The sequence below is a fragment of the Mesorhizobium sp. genome, assembly GCF_004962245.1.
Classification (GTDB): Bacteria; Pseudomonadota; Alphaproteobacteria; order Rhizobiales; family Rhizobiaceae; genus Mesorhizobium.
This window is the reverse complement of record NZ_SUHQ01000035.1, coordinates 56924-72624: the sequence shown is the minus strand read 5'-3', so window position 1 is coordinate 72624 and position 15701 is coordinate 56924. Positions and strand designations below refer to the sequence as shown.

17 protein-coding genes and 1 pseudogene are annotated in these 15701 nt (G+C 58.6%); 9 read left to right on the top strand and 9 right to left on the bottom strand.

What is annotated here, in order from left to right; all coding sequences use genetic code 11:
* From E5X88_RS28760 to E5X88_RS28740, 5 genes and pseudogenes are all read left to right on the top strand, one after another.
* Nucleotides 1-581: beta-ketoacyl synthase (locus E5X88_RS28760; RefSeq protein ID WP_287373609.1), on the top strand; the 581-nt coding region annotated here is incomplete at its 5' end.
* A 768-nt stretch (nucleotides 582-1349) separates the two neighbouring features.
* Nucleotides 1350-2393 (top strand): annotated as a pseudogene (nifA, locus tag E5X88_RS28755) (nif-specific transcriptional activator NifA); the annotation flags it as partial.
* 398 nt (nucleotides 2394-2791) lie between these two features.
* A complete protein-coding gene (locus tag E5X88_RS28750) occupies nucleotides 2792-5905 on the top strand; it encodes an autotransporter serine protease (RefSeq protein WP_091599561.1) in 3114 nt (1037 codons plus the stop codon).
* 25 nt (nucleotides 5906-5930) lie between these two features.
* Entirely contained in the window at nucleotides 5931-6131 is a 201-nt protein-coding gene (locus E5X88_RS28745; protein ID WP_126057638.1) for a hypothetical protein, read from the top strand.
* Nucleotides 6128-6343, top strand: a complete 216-nt coding sequence (locus tag E5X88_RS28740) for a hypothetical protein (RefSeq protein ID WP_126057639.1) — start codon at nucleotides 6128-6130, stop codon at nucleotides 6341-6343. The genes E5X88_RS28745 and E5X88_RS28740 overlap by 4 nt, the downstream gene beginning before the upstream one ends.
* A 210-nt stretch (nucleotides 6344-6553) precedes the next feature.
* Here E5X88_RS28740 and E5X88_RS28735 read toward each other — a convergent pair whose 3' ends face one another.
* The 3 genes from E5X88_RS28735 to E5X88_RS28725 form a co-directional block, all read right to left on the bottom strand.
* Entirely contained in the window at nucleotides 6554-7267 is a 714-nt protein-coding gene (locus E5X88_RS28735; protein ID WP_091599555.1) for a hypothetical protein, read from the bottom strand.
* Between the two features lies 1 nt (nucleotide 7268).
* Nucleotides 7269-7778, bottom strand: a complete 510-nt coding sequence (locus E5X88_RS28730; RefSeq protein ID WP_127323370.1) for a DarT ssDNA thymidine ADP-ribosyltransferase family protein — start codon at nucleotides 7776-7778, stop codon at nucleotides 7269-7271.
* A gap of 155 nt (nucleotides 7779-7933) precedes the next feature.
* Entirely contained in the window at nucleotides 7934-8971 is a 1038-nt protein-coding gene (locus E5X88_RS28725; protein ID WP_164783723.1) for an ISNCY family transposase, read from the bottom strand.
* Between the two features lie 334 nt (nucleotides 8972-9305).
* On the opposite strand from E5X88_RS28725, the gene E5X88_RS28720 reads away from it, so the two are divergent.
* Nucleotides 9306-9806 (top strand): invasion associated locus B family protein, encoded by a 501-nt coding sequence (locus E5X88_RS28720; RefSeq protein ID WP_236473430.1) that lies wholly within the window; start codon nucleotides 9306-9308, stop codon nucleotides 9804-9806.
* 72 nt (nucleotides 9807-9878) lie between these two features.
* Here the strand turns inward: E5X88_RS28720 and E5X88_RS28715 are convergent, their stop codons facing one another.
* Nucleotides 9879-10157, bottom strand: coding sequence for a peptidase dimerization domain-containing protein (locus E5X88_RS28715; protein ID WP_091599544.1), 279 nt, complete (start codon nucleotides 10155-10157; stop codon nucleotides 9879-9881).
* A 102-nt stretch (nucleotides 10158-10259) separates the two neighbouring features.
* On the opposite strand from E5X88_RS28715, the gene E5X88_RS33725 reads away from it, so the two are divergent.
* The 3 genes from E5X88_RS33725 (at nucleotide 10260) to E5X88_RS28705 (ending at nucleotide 11991) form a co-directional block, all read left to right on the top strand.
* Complete coding sequence (locus E5X88_RS33725) at nucleotides 10260-10925, top strand: alpha/beta hydrolase (protein WP_091599541.1); 666 nt, start codon at nucleotides 10260-10262, stop codon at nucleotides 10923-10925.
* Nucleotides 10831-11058 (top strand): hypothetical protein, encoded by a 228-nt coding sequence (locus E5X88_RS28710; RefSeq protein ID WP_126057642.1) that lies wholly within the window; start codon nucleotides 10831-10833, stop codon nucleotides 11056-11058. Before E5X88_RS33725 ends, E5X88_RS28710 begins: the two co-directional genes overlap by 95 nt.
* Nucleotides 11059-11424: 366 nt before the next feature.
* A complete protein-coding gene (locus tag E5X88_RS28705; RefSeq protein ID WP_091599538.1) occupies nucleotides 11425-11991 on the top strand; it encodes a sugar O-acetyltransferase in 567 nt (188 codons plus the stop codon).
* Between the two features lie 307 nt (nucleotides 11992-12298).
* Here the strand turns inward: E5X88_RS28705 and E5X88_RS28700 are convergent, their stop codons facing one another.
* From E5X88_RS28700 to nifB, 5 genes are all read right to left on the bottom strand, one after another.
* Entirely contained in the window at nucleotides 12299-13192 is an 894-nt protein-coding gene (locus E5X88_RS28700; RefSeq protein WP_091599535.1) for an SIR2 family protein, read from the bottom strand.
* 34 nt (nucleotides 13193-13226) lie between these two features.
* Nucleotides 13227-13439, bottom strand: a complete 213-nt coding sequence (gene nifT / locus E5X88_RS28695) for a putative nitrogen fixation protein NifT (RefSeq protein ID WP_024505230.1) — start codon at nucleotides 13437-13439, stop codon at nucleotides 13227-13229.
* A complete protein-coding gene (locus E5X88_RS28690) occupies nucleotides 13436-13756 on the bottom strand; it encodes a nitrogen fixation protein NifZ (RefSeq protein WP_029356589.1) in 321 nt (106 codons plus the stop codon). The genes nifT and E5X88_RS28690 overlap by 4 nt, the downstream gene beginning before the upstream one ends.
* A gap of 85 nt (nucleotides 13757-13841) precedes the next feature.
* Nucleotides 13842-14036 carry a 4Fe-4S dicluster domain-containing protein gene (locus E5X88_RS28685; RefSeq protein ID WP_091599532.1) on the bottom strand — a complete coding sequence of 65 codons (195 nt, stop codon included), beginning with the start codon at nucleotides 14034-14036 and terminating at the stop codon, nucleotides 13842-13844.
* A 29-nt stretch (nucleotides 14037-14065) separates the two neighbouring features.
* Entirely contained in the window at nucleotides 14066-15547 is a 1482-nt protein-coding gene (gene nifB, locus E5X88_RS28680) for a nitrogenase cofactor biosynthesis protein NifB (RefSeq protein WP_091599529.1), read from the bottom strand.
* Nucleotides 15548-15701 lie beyond the last annotated feature (154 nt).

Below are 15701 nucleotides of genomic sequence, written 5' to 3'. Positions count from 1 at the left end.
ATACCTGCCGGCCCTTCTCCGCCGATAGGAAGGGCCTGGTGCTGGGCGAGGGTGCGGGCATGGCCGTGCTGGAAAGCTACGAGCATGCCACGAGGCGTGGTGCCACAATTCTTGCCGAGATCGCCGGCGTCGGCCTTTCCGCCGATGCCTTCCACATCGCCGCGCCATCTGTCGAGGGGCCAGCGTCGGCGATGCGCGCCTGCCTTGCCGATGCCGGGCTGAATGCCGAGGACGTCGACTACCTCAACGCGCACGGCACCGGTACCAAGAGCAATGATCAGACTGAAACGGCGGCGATCAAGCGTGTGTTTGGAAACCACGCTTATTCGATGTCCATCTCTTCCACCAAGTCCACGCACGCGCATTGCCTCGGCGCAGCGAGCGCGCTTGAAATGATCGCCTGCGTGATGGCAATCCAAGAGGACGTCGTGCCGCCGACCGCCAACTATCGCGAGCCAGATCCCGCTTGCGACCTCGACATCACGCCCAATGTGCCGCGCGAGCGCAAGGTGCGCGTCGCCATGAGCAACGCCTTCGCCATGGGCGGCACGAACGCAGTTCTGGCATTCAGGCAGGTGTAGAAGCCATGCAAGACGCATCATTTGAGGTCACCTGTCGTATCTAGCTGCTGAGGGGCGGGGCATTGTGAAACAGGGGGAGCTGTGTGGCCCCTCTTTCTCGGCTCGACGATGTGGAAGGAGCCTGTGCGGCGAAACGGGCCGACGCCCTCAGGCCCAGAACTTGGGCGAAACCAACTCCCACCAAAGCACAGCCGCTTTAGTAGCCGAACAATGAAGCCTCGCTCGACGAGCCGCCGCCTCTACTGTCAGCGGCATCACGCGGTTGAAGCGAACAGCGCAGCGGCTACTGTTTCCCGCACAACTCGGATGGCAATTGGGACAAGTCCGCACATGTCGTCACGTACGCTGAACGCCGCAGGTACAGCCAAATTGGGGGCGGAGCGTTTCTGCCGTTTTGATAGAATTCTATCAAACTGACAATTTTCCTTGCACGAATGCAAGGAGAGCTCGATTGACTCCCCTCCTTTCTTGTCAAGGATGGGTTTGCAGGCTGCGGTGCGGCAGAAGCCGGACAGAACGGCGACCGGTCGAGTAAAGGCCTGCGCAAACAAGCGCGCATATTGCGGGCGCCCGCACGGAGGAGAAGACGCTCGTCCTGGTGAAAGACAACGATGCTCAGGCGCCATTGCCATTTGCCGAGGGCGTCCGCGCGCCGGAAATTTCGAGGCACAAAGGTGAGATCGAGAATGATAATGACGAAAAACAACACAGCTCACCGTCAAGTGCAGTTCCACCGGCGGGTGGCGGAGTGGGATGGGCTGCCAAATGGAGCGTAAAAAGATCAGCAAGGAGATGCTTGGCGATAGTCTGGCGCTGCGCAAGCTGCGTGAGCACCTTGTCAAGGTGGCCAAGGCGAAGACTACGGTCATGTTGCGAGGTGAATCCGGAACCGGCAAGGAGCTGGTTGCCAAAGCCATTCACGAACTCTCGCCTCGCGCCAAGCAGCCCTTCATCAAGGTCAATTGCGCGGCGCTCACCGAGACGCTTCTGGAATCTGACTTGTTCGGTCATGAGAAGGGTTCCTTCACCGACGCGATCAATTTGCGCAAGGGGCGCTTTGAGGCTGCCGACAAAGGCACATTGTTTCTGGACGAGATTGGCGAAATATCGGGCTCGTTCCAGGCTAAGCTGCTGCGTGTCCTGCAGGAGCAGGAGTTTGAGCGTGTCGGCAGCAACCACACCATTAAAGTCGATGTTCGCGTGATTGCCGCAACCAACAGGGACTTGGAAAAGGCAGTTCAACGCAAGGAGTTCCGGCAAGACCTCTATTACCGCATCAGCGTCGTCACTTTACGCGTGCCGGCATTGCGCGAAAGGCGAGGTGATATTCCGCTCTTGGCCGCTCAGTTTCTCAAGAATTTCAATACTGAGAATGATCACACGCTGACCTTCGCTCCCGAAGCGATTGAGGTGCTAATGAATTGCGAATTTCCAGGCAACATCCGAGAGCTCGAAAACTGCGTTCAACGGACGGCAGTTCTGGCGACGGGTCCATCAATCCTCAGAACTGACTTTGCCTGTTGCGTGGGTGAGTGCTTGGCCGCGGCGCTGTGGAAGAACGGACCGCCGACGTCAGAGAACTCGACTACGATCGAGCCTTCCGCCGCCCGTGCCGCCCCGCCCGTCGGCGACGGGCAAGCGCCGATAGGCCCTGCCACGACTCGTGGTAGGGTGCCCGATGCCGATACGGTCATTGCCGCCATGGAAAAGTGTGGCTGGGTGCAGGCAAAGGCGGCGCGCCTGCTCGGTTTGACCCCGCGCCAGATCGGCTACGTGCTGAGAAAACACGGCATCGAGATCAAGCGTCTCTGAAACAACCCGCCGAGCAAGAGCTGGAGCAGGTCAAGCATTGGTGCTCTGGCGCCGAGCCCATCGGCCACCTTACGAACGTGGGTGTGAACAGCGCTGCCAAGATTCCGGCCGTGTGCTTTCTACCACCAGTCGTACTGGGGCTCTGCGGCTGACAAAACTAAGAAGGAGGAATCCTATGGCTAGTAACTTCGCTCTACACCGCAAGGGCAAATCCAATCCGACGTGCCTGAAATCCAGAAATAATCGATGTATCATTGGTGACACGCCAGCATGCGTAGAGGCGACGCGCAGATCTCCGCTGGCGGGACCTGGTCGATACATAAGCTGATCGCTTGCCGCTCGATATCGCGCCAATCTGATCTGAAAGAAATAAGTAGTTTTGGGAATAGGGATTAAGCATGCCAACGCGCTTCAGAACGATCAAATTGTTTTTAGCAACAACGGCGCTCTTCGCACCAAATCTGTCCTTGGCCCAGGAATCAGTCGCGTCGCCTGCGCCGGTGGCAGATGCCGAATATTCCAGAAATTGGGGCCTGAGTATGATCAACGCCCTGCCCGCCTACCTTAAAGGCTATACGGGCAAGGGCGTCGTCGTTGCGATTGTGGATACAGGACTGGATATCAACCATCCCGAATTCGTGGCGCGCATTTCGAAGGCGCTGCACAACTTCGGGACGGATAAACGCTTGGCTGACGTCAGCCATTCTGTCGACAAAGACGGTGTGCCTGACGGACACGGGACCCATGTGGCGGGGATAATCGGCGCCGCGCGCGACGGCACGGGCATGCAGGGCGTGGCCTATGAATCGACAGTATTGCCCCTTCGAGCAGTGGATATCGGCGACCCAGATGATCCCGAGATGGACCCGACCAATGAAGCGATCGAATACGCGATTGGTGCGGGAGCTGGCGTGCTCAATGGGAGCTACGGGCCAGGCCTGTTGCTGGGGCGGTATCTCAAGGACGAGAACGGCCAACTGAAACTCGATGGCAAGGGATATGCCATCGATAATAAAAACTATGAGATTCTCGACTATCAGGCCATCTATGATGATCCGAGCAATCTCGTCGATACCTACAATACGTTGAAGAAGGCGGCTAAGGCGGACATCGTGCTCGTCTTCGCCGCCGGTAATGATGCCAGTACCGACGACCAACCCGGCGCTGCTTCGGCGATTCCCAGCGGCATCGGCACGTTGCCGTTAATAACGCCAGAAAATACCAAAGATGGAAATCTTTATAAGTTCATCGACACAAACGATCAAACAAACAAAGGTTTCGATTTCAATAACCCAAATACATACAAGATAGTGAGCGGGTCTGATGTCTCGAAGCTCGACTTCTCGGATCTGGCAGGCTCGCTGATAACAGTCGTTGCTGTCGGCAAGGATGGCAAGATTGCCAGCTATAGCAATAGATGCGGAGCCACAGCAGAGTGGTGCCTCGCGGCTCCGGGTGGCGATATTAATGCCGATCCCGATAATCCGATTGATGAGAACGGCATTTATTCTACCTGGCCACAAGGGGATCGGGCGAACAAGAACAACCCGTATAAGTACGAGGAAGGTACTTCCATGGCAACGCCGCATGTTGCTGGCGCGGCGGCAGTGATCCGGTCGGCATTCCCTTACATGAACGCCCGCCAGACCATTGAAACCCTCCTGACAACGACGACCACCAAAGGGTTCGAGGATGAACAAGTCTTCGGCCAGGGTCTGCTCAATCTCGGCGTTGCGATCGAGGGTCCGGGCGAGTTCCGCTACGCCGGCGTCTTCGACGTCGACACCAAAGGCTACTCCTCGATCTGGTCGAATTCAATCTCGGGCGCCGGAGACCTGACGAAGCGCGGCGAAGGAGCGCTGATCCTGTCCGGCGAAAACAGCTACAGCGGGCCGACCAAGGTGCTTGGAGGCATACTCGCCGTCGATGGCCGCATTGTTTCGAAGGTAGGCGTCTCGGCTACTGGTACCCTTACGGGTATCGGTGCAGTCGGCTCTCTTACGGTTGGCGCAGGCGGCACCGTCGCTCCTGGCAGCGTGCTCGATCCAAGCAAGGGGGTTGCAGTGCTCACCGTCAACGGTGACTTCGTGCAGCAGGCCGGGTCGACCTATTTGGCGGGTATCGCACCGAGCAAGGCTTCAGATCTCATCGACGTTGCCGGCAGTGCCGCCATCAACAAGGGAGCGAGCGTCAACCTGGTGCGTGAAGGTGCCGGGCATTTCTCAGTCGATACCCGCTACACGCTTCTGACCGCCGCTGGCGGCGTGATCGGGACCTACGGCGGGCTGACAGGAGGCCTCTTTACAGACTCGCCCTTCGTCGATTTCGAACTCGCTTATGACCCGACCAACGTCTATCTCGACGTCGATCGCAATTCTGTCACCTTTGCCGATGTCGGCAATACCTTCAATCAGCGATCCGTGGGCGCGGCTGCGGAAGCCCTTGGTTCCGGCAACACGATCCACGACAACATCCTCTTCCTGACGGGACAGGGATCCCGCAACGCATTCGATCAGCTTTCGGGCGAGATCCATGCTTCCGTTCACAGCGCCTTTGTCGAAGACAGCCATTTCGTCCGTGACGCCGCCGGCGATCGCATTCGCGCAGCGTTCGCAGGCGTGGGCGCATCAACCGTGCCGGTCATGGCATATGGACCGGAAGGCCCGGAACTGGCTCCCGCGACCAGCGAAAACTTCGCCGTCTGGGGCAGCGGTTTCGGCGCCTGGGGACATTTGGACGGAGACGGCAACGCTGCTCGCCTCGACCGCTCGACGGGAGGCTTTATTGCAGGCGGCGATGCGGCCATCGGCGAAAGCTGGCGGCTCGGGCTTCTTGCCGGTTATAGCCATACGTCCATCCATGTGGATGATCGCGCCTCCTCCGGCTCAGGCAACAATTATCACCTCGGGATCTACGCTGGCACGCAGCGTGGCCCTCACAGCTTCCGTTCCGGCCTTGCCTATACGTGGAACCGCATCGAGACCGGCAGGTCGGTGGCGTTTCCGGGCTTCTCCGACAGCCTTTCGGCCGATTACCATGCCGGCACGTTCCAGGCTTTCGGCGAACTCGGCTCTCGACTGGATACAGCTTCCGTATCTTTCGAGCCCTATGCGAACCTAGCCTATGTGAACTTCAACGCGGATGGCTTCACAGAGCATGGCGGTGCCGCTGCGCTTTCCGGAAAAGACCGGTCGAGCGACACGACATTCACCACGATAGGGCTGCGCGCCTCGACCGCTTTCCCGCTTGGTTCCGTCAATACAACCGCCCGTGGCGGTATCGGCTGGCGTCATGCGTTCGGCGATGTGGTGCCTGAAACGGCGCTTGCCTTCACAGGCGGCTCATCCTTCGCCGTGGAGGGAACGCCAATCGCAAAGAACGCTGCCGTCTTCGAAGCTGGTATCGATGTCAACCTTACCGACAAGGCAACCATCGGGCTTACCTATAAAGGTCAGCTTGCCTCGGACGCGCAGGAGCATGGCTTCAACGCCAAACTCAGTGTTCGGTTTTAATCGCCGCAAGGGAGGGCGATATGTCATGCCCGATTCCAGCAGCGAACTGACAGCCATCTCTATTGAAAGATCTTATCGCCTTGCAATGGCCGACCATCCTTCGGCCATTGCTGCTTTTGCTTTCCGGAAGGAGTGTTTCGTGAACAAAGTAATTCTAATTGCGATTTGGCAGGGTGCCTTTCTTTCGCTGCCGGGTGCAGTACGTCCGACGGCGGCAACTGGGTGAAGGACGAGACGCCGCGCAGTGCTGCCCAGCAGGACTACACTGAATGCAAGTATCAGTCGGAAATGGCGACGGCGACGATCGGAACGAATAGCCGCCCGAAAACGATGACAGATGCAATCGGGGACGGTGTCGGGGATCGTATCGTCAAGGGTATGGAACAAGGCAATCTCGTCAAGGATTGCATGAGAGCCCGCGGCTACACTCAATCCTGACAGGCAACTCATGGGCTTCCGCCGCTATCGAAGGGATTGTAAAGGACGCGTCGATCTTCGAGAAACGAGGAAGCGGCGTACGATTTCTGTCTCTGAGGGGCTGGGGTCCGACCATGACACGCCGAAGACAGGTGTACTGATACCGGTTACCCGGCGTGCGGTCTCGGCAGTGACCTTGCTGCTCTAGCGAATAAATTGCGCTACTGCCTGCTAGCCGACCCTAAGTCTGGCCTGCTTCAAATGAGGTTGATGCTCGGTCGGCCGAAGCGAATGAGCAGCCATCGCGGCAATGAAAACCTCGGGCGTTTTTAGGTAGCGCTCCAGCTTGTTCTCCCTCATGAGCACTACGAACAGAGCGCACGTTTTCGCCTGACAATTGACCGACTTGGTAGGGTTGAACTCTATGTCAGTGAAACCGGCATACCGCATTTCGCCGTCCACTCGATTTTTGAGCCATACACGGTGAGGAAAGATGGCATTGAGATAAAGCCAATCGTAGAACACGGTCGTGGGTTCTAGCGGGAACTCGAAGCCGTCGAATTTGAAGCCCACCAGTGCGCCGGATTCGCGGAGTCGTGGCTCGCGCTTCGCATCGCGCGGTTCAACCTCGTACAGATCGGTGTACGGCCCGCCACGCTCGAATACCTTACTTCCCTGAAAGGCGTTCTCCAGCGGTATCTCGCCGATGCTGGTCCTCACGCGCAGGTGAAACGCGCTAAGATGCTGGCCGGCGACTTCATCAGACTTGCTAGACACTTCTAGCAGCGGCGCATATCCGGCTTTCTTGGCGGCCTCATGCAGCGACCGTATATTCTTCTTCTTCTGAACCTCAGCGAAGCCACCGGCCCACGGAATTTCGAAATCCAATCGCCTGACGTAACCTTCGTCCTCGGTTGCAGGGATAAAGACTGGTCTCTCAGCCATTCTAAATGTTCCTTATTAAGCCCAGCAGAATGACATGGGGAACCAACACCTCGTATTTCTCCGCCTGAGTGAGACGCGCCTTAATCGCCGAATCCTTCCAGTCCGTTCGGGTGTAAAGTATCTCAAAATCGATTAGCGGTTCAGCCTCTCCGATAGGAATCGATTCGACGCCAGCTTTGTTCGCGACATCGTTGGTAAAACGAACACCCGTGAACTGCATTACCGAGGAATGTATTTGCAGAAAGATCGTGTCCGTAATCCTCCCATCCTGCCGGGCAACGTACTCCATCGGATGGGTGCTACGAAAGCAAAGGTGGACGTAGTTGCCCATTCCCTTCAACGCGTCGGCGTCACGACTCCATTCATTGCCGCCCGGTGCCGGAACCTTGACCTTCTTCTGGTCAAGCTGCGCGAGTGGATAGAGTCCTCCCATTTCTTTAATCACCGGCAGGTTCCTCCGGTCGGTGAAGTGATAGAGCAGCGGCACCTTATCAAGAGTATCAATTGCCATGTTCCCCTCCGTCGCAGGCCGGTAGCAGCCTTGCCCCACACGGGTGGAATCTTACGGCAGTCATCGTCCGAACGCCATGATCCGAGGCGAGGTGTTCAGATTGGCGACGTTTCTCAATTGTTCTATACGATTAAAATAGAATTCTACATCGCCAACTATGGTTCGAAATCGTCGTGCACGGCAGCTCCACAACGATCATCATCCCGGATCGGACTGTGCGGGAGCTGCAATCGCAGCCGCGCGAAGGCGACCGTGTTGTCACGAGCAACGACGCGCTCCTCCTCGATGCACAGGATCTGGGCCAATTGCTGCGGGTCGGCGGCGACAAAGGCACTGTCTTCAACCGCGGCGGGCCTGGCGAAGCGGGCATTGTGAGCCGGCAGATAGGTCTGTGCGACGAAGCGGTTGGCGGCCTCGATATCAGCCATGCCGGCCAGTGCCAGTTCCCTCGGCAGTCGGTCCTGCAAGGTTGAGAACATCCGCTCGGAGCGGCCCCTGGCTCCAGGCGAATAGGCTGGAATATGTTCGATGCCGAGCCGCTCGAGCGCCCGACCGACCTGGGTCATGCGAATCTTGTCGACAGCCCCGCCCGCCTTGAGCGTCACGAAATAGTGTCTGCCACGATCGCTGTAGAGGCTTGACGGCAATCCCTTGGCGACAAAGGTCTCCAGAAGTCCCTGGAAGCTCGACGCCGTGCCTTCCTCCTCGATCAGAAAGGCCGAATAGATCGTGCTCGTCGCATCGTCCATAGTCACGATCAGATCCAGCATCGGCCCACTCGCCAGCCACTGATGACGGCTGCCGTCCTGGTGTAGCATCATCCCTTCGCACGGCTTCCTTTCCCGCTTGCGCCGGTGAGCACCGCGCCGCTTGGCCCGTTCCACCAGGCCCGCCGCGTGAAGCTGCGTCTTGATGAAGGTGTAGCCCCAGCTGAAATCGTGATCGCGCAGCAGGTGCTCGTGGAAATGCTTCACGTTCCAGCCAAGGTAGCGATGGCGATAAAGCTCCAGCATCTCCTCGATCGCCTCCACTGGCACCCGGCGCGTCGAAAGCTTGCCCAAACGCCGGTCCAGCAACCCAGCCTCCCCGGCCTCTTCGTAACGGTCGCGATAACGCCGAAATTGCCGCTCCGACATGCCCAGCAACTCGCCTGCCTCCATCATCGAGAGATCGCCGCCAGTCCAACGGCTCAATACGTCCCGAAACTTCTGTATTCTCCGTCCTGGAGCCACGCTGCCCGCTTCATCCCCAGCTTCCATTCGCTGGCGATGAAACCGGACAACTCCTGTGCTACCTAATCCGGACAAATCATGTGCTTACGACACGCCGGAGCGGAACGCTTGCCTGCGGCATCGCGGTCGGGTAATTGTTGCAGATACGTCGGCCCGAAGATCGGCATCGATTTTCGGGCCGACGCGTCGTTTCAATCGGATAGAGCGCCATTCTCGCCTCGAAGGCACGCGCGGCGCTCCACGACAAGGGGGCAACGGAGCTTTGCTGATGTCGGATTCGTCCAGGATTTGTGCGGTGGCCGCGGCCACCCTCATGGCGCTTTCCGCGTCGTTGGCAGCTCAGGAAGCCGGGCTGCCGGGCGGTGCTTCCTCGCTGAAGGAGACCTATGAGGACTGGGATCTCTCCTGCCAGGCCACGCCGACGCTGGTATGCGCGGCTACCTATCAGCAGTCGCAGCAGAACGGACGGCGCCTGCTTGCGGTCGAATTGGGCAAGGGGCAGGAGGACGGCATTGCGGGCAATCTCGTCCTGCCCTTCGGCCTGCAACTCGCCGTCGGCGCGACGCTTCAGGTCGACGATGGGCAAGCGGGCAAGCCGCTGCCCTTCTCGACCTGCCTGCCCGCCGGCTGCTTCGTGCCCCTCAGCTTCGACGCGAAAGCAGCCGCGTCGCTGCGCACGGGCACAACGCTCAAGGTCACGGTTAAGAGTCTCGACCAGAAGGATGTGCCCTTGTCGGTTTCATTGAAGGGTTTGACGGCGGCGCTGGACAGGTTGAAGGTGCTGCTCGGGGCTTAGATTGGGGGCTGGCTGGCTGATGATCTCGGTTGTCACTTTCCTTTGTTCCACTACGGCTTTTCGACATTTTGGTCAGATAATCCCCACGCGCGAGAAGCGCGCGGTCTCGGCCTGAGTGATCTCGGGCGGGCGAGTGGCGCCCGACGCTTCCGACTCCGCGGCAGCGATCCGCTCGATCGCCTTCTTCACCTTTGCACGAACATTCTCGTCGAACGTCCGTACACTGACCTTGAGGAGGGTCTCATCCGGGATTACGTCGTACTTTGTCCCCGCATTGATCGCGCCCACCTTTACAATCATCGCGGCTGTCCTGAGGGAGAGAAGAGTAATGATGCGCAGAACGTTTCTCATGGCGGGCGTGTCCCTGTCTGCCGTAGCGGTCGGCAAGTCCTTAGCCGCGTCGGTATTCCTCGACTACACACAGGAGCAACTGGATACGGCGTATGACCAGTCATTCTGGGCGCCGCGGATGGCGGAACTGGAGGAAGGCGATGGCATCGCCAGCGCCGAGGTCCGGCGCGCGATGCCGCCGCGTCCGGCAAAATACGGTCCAGATGCCAGAGATCTCATCGATGTGTTCGCGCCTGGGATGCCAAGGCCGCCCCGGTCCTGGTCTTCATCCATGGCGGTGCCTGGACCCGAAACACTCGCGAGGATGCATCCTATCCGGCCCCGACCTTCGTTTCGCGCGGGGCGGCCTATGCCGCGCCTGACTTCGGCAGTGTGAAAACGCTGACGCTGCGACAGATGGTCGAGAATTGCAGGCGGGCGGTGGAGTGGACGATGAAGAATGCCGCCAGTTTCGGCGGCGACCCGAACCGGGTGTATGTGGCGGGTCATTCTTCCGGCGCGCATCTGGCGGCCTGCGTCCTCATCACCGACTGGACGGAGCGCAGCCTACCGGCGGATGCCCTCAAGGGCGGCTTGCTGATGAGCGGCATGTATGATCTCTATCCGGTGATGCTTTCCTCGCGCAGCAGCTACCTGCATCTGACGGAGGGGGGAAGAGGCGGAATTCAGCCCGATGCGCCATCTCGACCGGATCACCTGCCCGATTGCCGTCGTGTCAGCCGACCAGGACAGTCCGGAGTTCAAGCGCCAGTCCGATGTGTTCGGTGAAGCGCTGCGCGGCATGGGGAGATTGGCCAGTCGAACGATAGCCTTCAACGCCAACCACTTCCAGGAACCCGAGCATCTGAAAGACCCCGACACTGAAGTCAGCCAGGCGGCGTTCAAGCTGATGGGGATCTGACACGGATGTGTTGCAAACTCTTCAGCTAATGGGATTGTTAGTTTCGTACAAAACGATGCACTTTCTCAATCTTAGAGGGTGTTTGGGAATTAAGTATTTCGGCGTTCGAGCGCGTTGCGCCGCGCTCATGGCACCCGTTGAGATGGGCATGAAAGTGAGTTCGACCGCTGGACAGTTGCCGACTTCGTCAGGTATTGGCCCTGCGACCGGTTGATCTGCGATATTTCCAAAATTCGCAGAAGTTGGTCGAGACGAAACTGTCGCCCCGGCTTGACCACGCGCCCGGCAGACCGAGTTACAAAGTTGCCGAGGCAGTTTGATGTGCGTTCCTGCATCACTGCACGGGACACGACCTGACGGGAGACTATGATGCGTAGCCAGAAAGAAAAGATGCTCGCAGGCGAGTTTTACAATGCGGCGGATCCGGAGATCCAAGCTGACCTGTTGGCCACCGGGGCTTGGCTCAAGCGGTACAATGATACGCTGGGGCAGACCACGGAGCATTGGCATGAGCTTTTGTCCGAGCGGCTGGGAGAGGTTGGGCGCGGAACGGTCATCCGTCCGCCCTTTTTTTGCGACTACGGATTCAATATCCGCATTGGCGCCAATGCCTACATCAACTTCAACTGCGTTATTCTTGACGTGGTAGAGGTCAAAATCGGGCAAGGAACGGCAATTGGGCCTGCCGTGCAGATTTATACCGCCGATCATCCACATGATGCCGAGCAGCGACAGGCCGGCCTGCAGGTCGGGCGTCCTGTTCGCATTGGCAGCCGTGTCTGGATCGGCGGTGGAGCAATCATTCTGCCTGGCGTCACGATTGGCGATAATGCGGTCGTAGGCGCTGGCAGCGTGGTCACACGCGATGTTCCCGCCGGGGCAAAGGTAGTGGGAATTCCTGCTCGCGTCGCCAACCCACATAAACAGGCATAATCAACCTCCTTGACCCTGGAGGTGCATGCGAACTGTCGAAACTGTGCCAAATTTCTGCCGAAGCCATTGAGCGCTGCATATCTTGTCGCGGTTCGGCTCGGGCGCTTCAGTTCTTTTGCCACGGGTGTCACAAAATCATGTGCGTAATGCCGCCGCAACGTGCTCACGTCCCGCAGCAGCGGGCCCTTTCACATGGCCCAACGAATTCAGAGCCTCCGTTGTGCTGCCAGTAGCATTACTGCTCAGATGTATTCCCAACTGAGTTTTCGCCCTTGGAGGCAAGCGACTCACCAGCAATCGCCGGCCATTAATCCTGGCTAGCATCGACCCCGACGAGGCGAGCCGCGGCGTTGCCGATCGGCATGTCGATGACCGTGATTGCGCCTTCGGCAAGGAAACGACGTTCGTTTCTGGTCAGCGTAGCCGAATCGATCACCGCAAAATGTGGGCCAGTGGAGCGCTTCATCATCTGTCTGGCATATGTGCGCAGCATCTGATCGTTGAAGCGACAGCCAACGAAGAAAAAGCCCCGGTTGACGCGCCGTTGCTTCACCACGTCCGGGATCGGCGTCTGGATATCAATTTCGGTTAGGACTTCGACGTAATCGGAATCAGCCACGAGGAAGTTTGCGGCCGGCCTGACGCTGCCGTGCGGCGCATAGAGCACCGTCCTTGCCACTTGTTCGGCGTCGAGTTCTGTTCCTGACAAATCGTAAGTTCTCGTCCAGATGTTACCAATTCCGGTCGCTCGCGTGGTTCCTTGTATCTCGACAACGTCTGTTTGGCCGGCCTCTGCAAGGGCTGCCCGCATGGCGCCATCGTACCAGCTGTCGATGATGACAGACAGTTGAAGGGTTGCGAGCCAGGCGTGAAGAACGGTCGGCTCGGCGGGGGCTGCGAATATCTCCGCCATCCACGCTTGAAGAGTCCGACGATGTCGGCGCTGCTCGATAAACTGCGCGACCGACCACATATTGGTGCGAATCCTGGAAGGGGCAGGCGCCCGCTTGTTGAGCGCCGCGGCGACATCTTCAGGGGTGCAAGGTGCAGGTGATTCCGGCGTGTTAAGCTGCAGAAGACCAGGACCGAGATAGGGGATCACTCGATCGGCCTTGAGAGCGCCCTTCAGCAGGTCAATCAGCTTTTTGGCAAAACTGCCCCGGACGACGACGAGATGGTCCCAGCTCAGCATCGTGTTCATACGCGTTTCCTCTCCGCCACTGAACCCACCGGCATCAGGCCCCGTCGGAAATCTTCATCGCCTCGACGGTGATCGGCAAACGCGTATCGCGCGGAAGGTCGGGCAGCATGAGCCGCCAACCGTTCCTGAGCGTCACGGTCCCGCCCCATAAGTCTGCGTTCTCAATCTCGGTGATCGGCTCTTCGAGATCCTTCTTGGGGACATAAGCCGACAAGCCAGTAGCGGTCCTGCGAATCATTACTTTCATCCGGCTGTTCCTCCGTTGGAAATGCCTTCAGCTCCGCAGGGAACCTCGACTTTGTCGAGGCTAATGAGTTCGCGCGCTCGCATGCCGACGACCGTGCCACGATCGATCCATTCGACCGCATAGATGAAGAATTGCTGGAGAAAGGTTCCAATGTCGCGCACGTAGCCTTCGTCGCCCTTCCGCACGAGGTTTTCGCCGATCTCCTTGCCGGGATAGGTGCCGTCGTTTTTTATGTGGCGTGTTGCACGGACCCGCTCACCCTGCATGAACCGTGGCGGTCTGCCGATTTCGACCTCCTGTTCGCGTCTGGACCACATGCTGTCCATTCCTTTCTCGAGGCTTTTGGTGTGGTCGCGGGTTGCAGGCGTCCTCGCGCGGCGAACCCGACCGTTTCGGTAGGAATCAAGCGGGAACGCAGGTTTTCGGTACCGGACAGACCGACACGCATTGCTGCTTATCGAAGGCCTCCTTGCATTCGGTGCACTTGATTGGATCGATCACATAGGCGTCGCCCTTGAACTTGATCGCTTCCGAGGGACATTCGAACTCGCAGGCCCCGCATTGGGTACATTGGGATGCGATGATCTTGAAAGCCATTCTAACTCCTGGTTATCGGACGAGACCGCTCAGGCCGTCGCCGCTAGTGGTCTGATCCCAAACTCTGCCGCGTAAAGTGCGCTGACTGCGGTCTCGATGTAGTCATGGCCATAGGCGTCGGTTACGCGCAGTCCAGCTCGCGAGAGTTGTTCCTTCGGGCGATTTCCGATCTTGGCGCATAGCACTATGTGTATGCCTTCCAGCGCAGCGAAGACGCCCTCGAGGGTGGCGTCTTCGCCCCCGCCTCCGAGGCAATACCGCTCGACCTTCCGATGCCCGACCAAGCTGATCCCTCTAGGCGAGACTTCATAAACCTGGAATTCCTTCGCGTGGCCGAAGTGTTCGTTGACGCGTCCACCTCCCTTTGTGGCCACCGCAACCAGAAGCGACTTTTCGGAGTCTGTTGCCTTGACCATACCGATGGCCTCGCTCCTCGCCGCCTCATGATCACGGCGCTCGTGTGCGACCACCTGCCGATAGGCCTGACGCTTGCCAGCATCGTAGGTGACATCGTCGGGAATCCCATCCAGCGTGAATTCCTGGCCACGATCTTCACCGAGCAGGCCGACAGCATCTGCCCGGCACTGCCGGCAGTGGCGCATCAACTTGGCGCCACCTTCAAGTCGATCCTGAAGAGCCATCATCTCCATTGCCGTTGGGCCGCGCTGCCCGATGAGTCCGTAGTGGGTGCCGTGCGCCGGGTCCGAAATCAGAGGCATCACGTTGTGCAGGAACGCGCCCCGCTCCTTGACCATTTTGTTCACCTCAAACAGGTGCTGGTCGTTCACTCCAGGAATCATCACCGAGTTGATTTTGGTGAGGATGCCGCGCGCGCTCAGCATCTCCAGGCCCAGCATCTGCCGCGCGTGCAAGATTCGAGCGGCTTCGATGCCGAAGTAGCGGCGATTTTCATAAAAAATCCAAGGATAGATCTTTGCGCCGACTTCCGGGTCGACCATGTTGATGGTGATCGTCACGTGATCAACATTCATTTCGGCAAGCTCAGCTACATGGTCCGGCAGCACGAGCCCGTTGGTGGAGACGCACAGCTTTATGTCGGGGATTTCCCTGATGACGCGGTCGAACGTTGCCTTCGTTTTCTCCCAGTCGTAACAGGCATCCCCCGGCCCAGCGATGCCAAGAACCGAAAGCTGCGGAACTTCGTTGGCAACCGCGATGACCTTGCGTAGCGCTTGGTCGGGCGTCAGCTTCTCAGACACAACACCAGGCCGGCTCTCGTTGGCGCAATCGTATTTGCGATTGCAGTAGTTGCACTGGACATTGCAAGCCGGCGCGACCGCCACATGCATACGCGCGAAATAGTGATGCGCTTCCTCCGAAAAGCAGGGGTGATCCTTGATCTTGTCCCAAATAGCCGGATCCACATCGCCCGGGCTGGTCGGCGACGAACCGTAGGAGGACGGTGCGCAGCCACCGGATTTCGCGGCTGCCAGAAAACCCTCGGATGTCGTGCTGGTCGGCCCCTCAATCGAAACTGTCGGTGAGGACATCAAACGGCTCCGTTGCTGGTAACGTCGCGGTTCAAGGTGCAAGAGCCATACCAACTTAAAAAAGCGGCTTCAGTTCACTATTTGGGTCGATGTCGGATTGTGTGAGGCCGGCGCGACACAATTTTGTCCTGCTTGCGACAGTGCAAGTCCAAAT

Bases quoted from the DNA above. Each gene is read 5' to 3' on its own strand.
- E5X88_RS28750 (WP_091599561.1), top strand. From the start codon at position 2,792: ATGCCAACGCGCTTCAGAACGATCAAATTGTTTTTAGCAACAACGGCG.
- E5X88_RS28745 (WP_126057638.1), top strand. From the start codon at position 5,931: ATGCCCGATTCCAGCAGCGAACTGACAGCCATCTCTATTGAAAGATCT.
- E5X88_RS28735 (WP_091599555.1), bottom strand. From the start codon at position 7,267: ATGGCTGAGAGACCAGTCTTTATCCCTGCAACCGAGGACGAAGGTTAC.
- E5X88_RS28730 (WP_127323370.1), bottom strand. From the start codon at position 7,778: ATGGCAATTGATACTCTTGATAAGGTGCCGCTGCTCTATCACTTCACC.
- E5X88_RS28715 (WP_091599544.1), bottom strand. From the start codon at position 10,157: ATGAGAAACGTTCTGCGCATCATTACTCTTCTCTCCCTCAGGACAGCC.
- E5X88_RS28710 (WP_126057642.1), top strand. From the start codon at position 10,831: ATGCGCCATCTCGACCGGATCACCTGCCCGATTGCCGTCGTGTCAGCC.
- E5X88_RS28705 (WP_091599538.1), top strand. From the start codon at position 11,425: ATGATGCGTAGCCAGAAAGAAAAGATGCTCGCAGGCGAGTTTTACAAT.
- E5X88_RS28700 (WP_091599535.1), bottom strand. From the start codon at position 13,192: ATGAACACGATGCTGAGCTGGGACCATCTCGTCGTCGTCCGGGGCAGT.
- nifT (WP_024505230.1), bottom strand. From the start codon at position 13,439: ATGAAAGTAATGATTCGCAGGACCGCTACTGGCTTGTCGGCTTATGTC.
- E5X88_RS28690 (WP_029356589.1), bottom strand. From the start codon at position 13,756: ATGTGGTCCAGACGCGAACAGGAGGTCGAAATCGGCAGACCGCCACGG.
- E5X88_RS28685 (WP_091599532.1), bottom strand. From the start codon at position 14,036: ATGGCTTTCAAGATCATCGCATCCCAATGTACCCAATGCGGGGCCTGC.
- nifB (WP_091599529.1), bottom strand. From the start codon at position 15,547: ATGTCCTCACCGACAGTTTCGATTGAGGGGCCGACCAGCACGACATCC.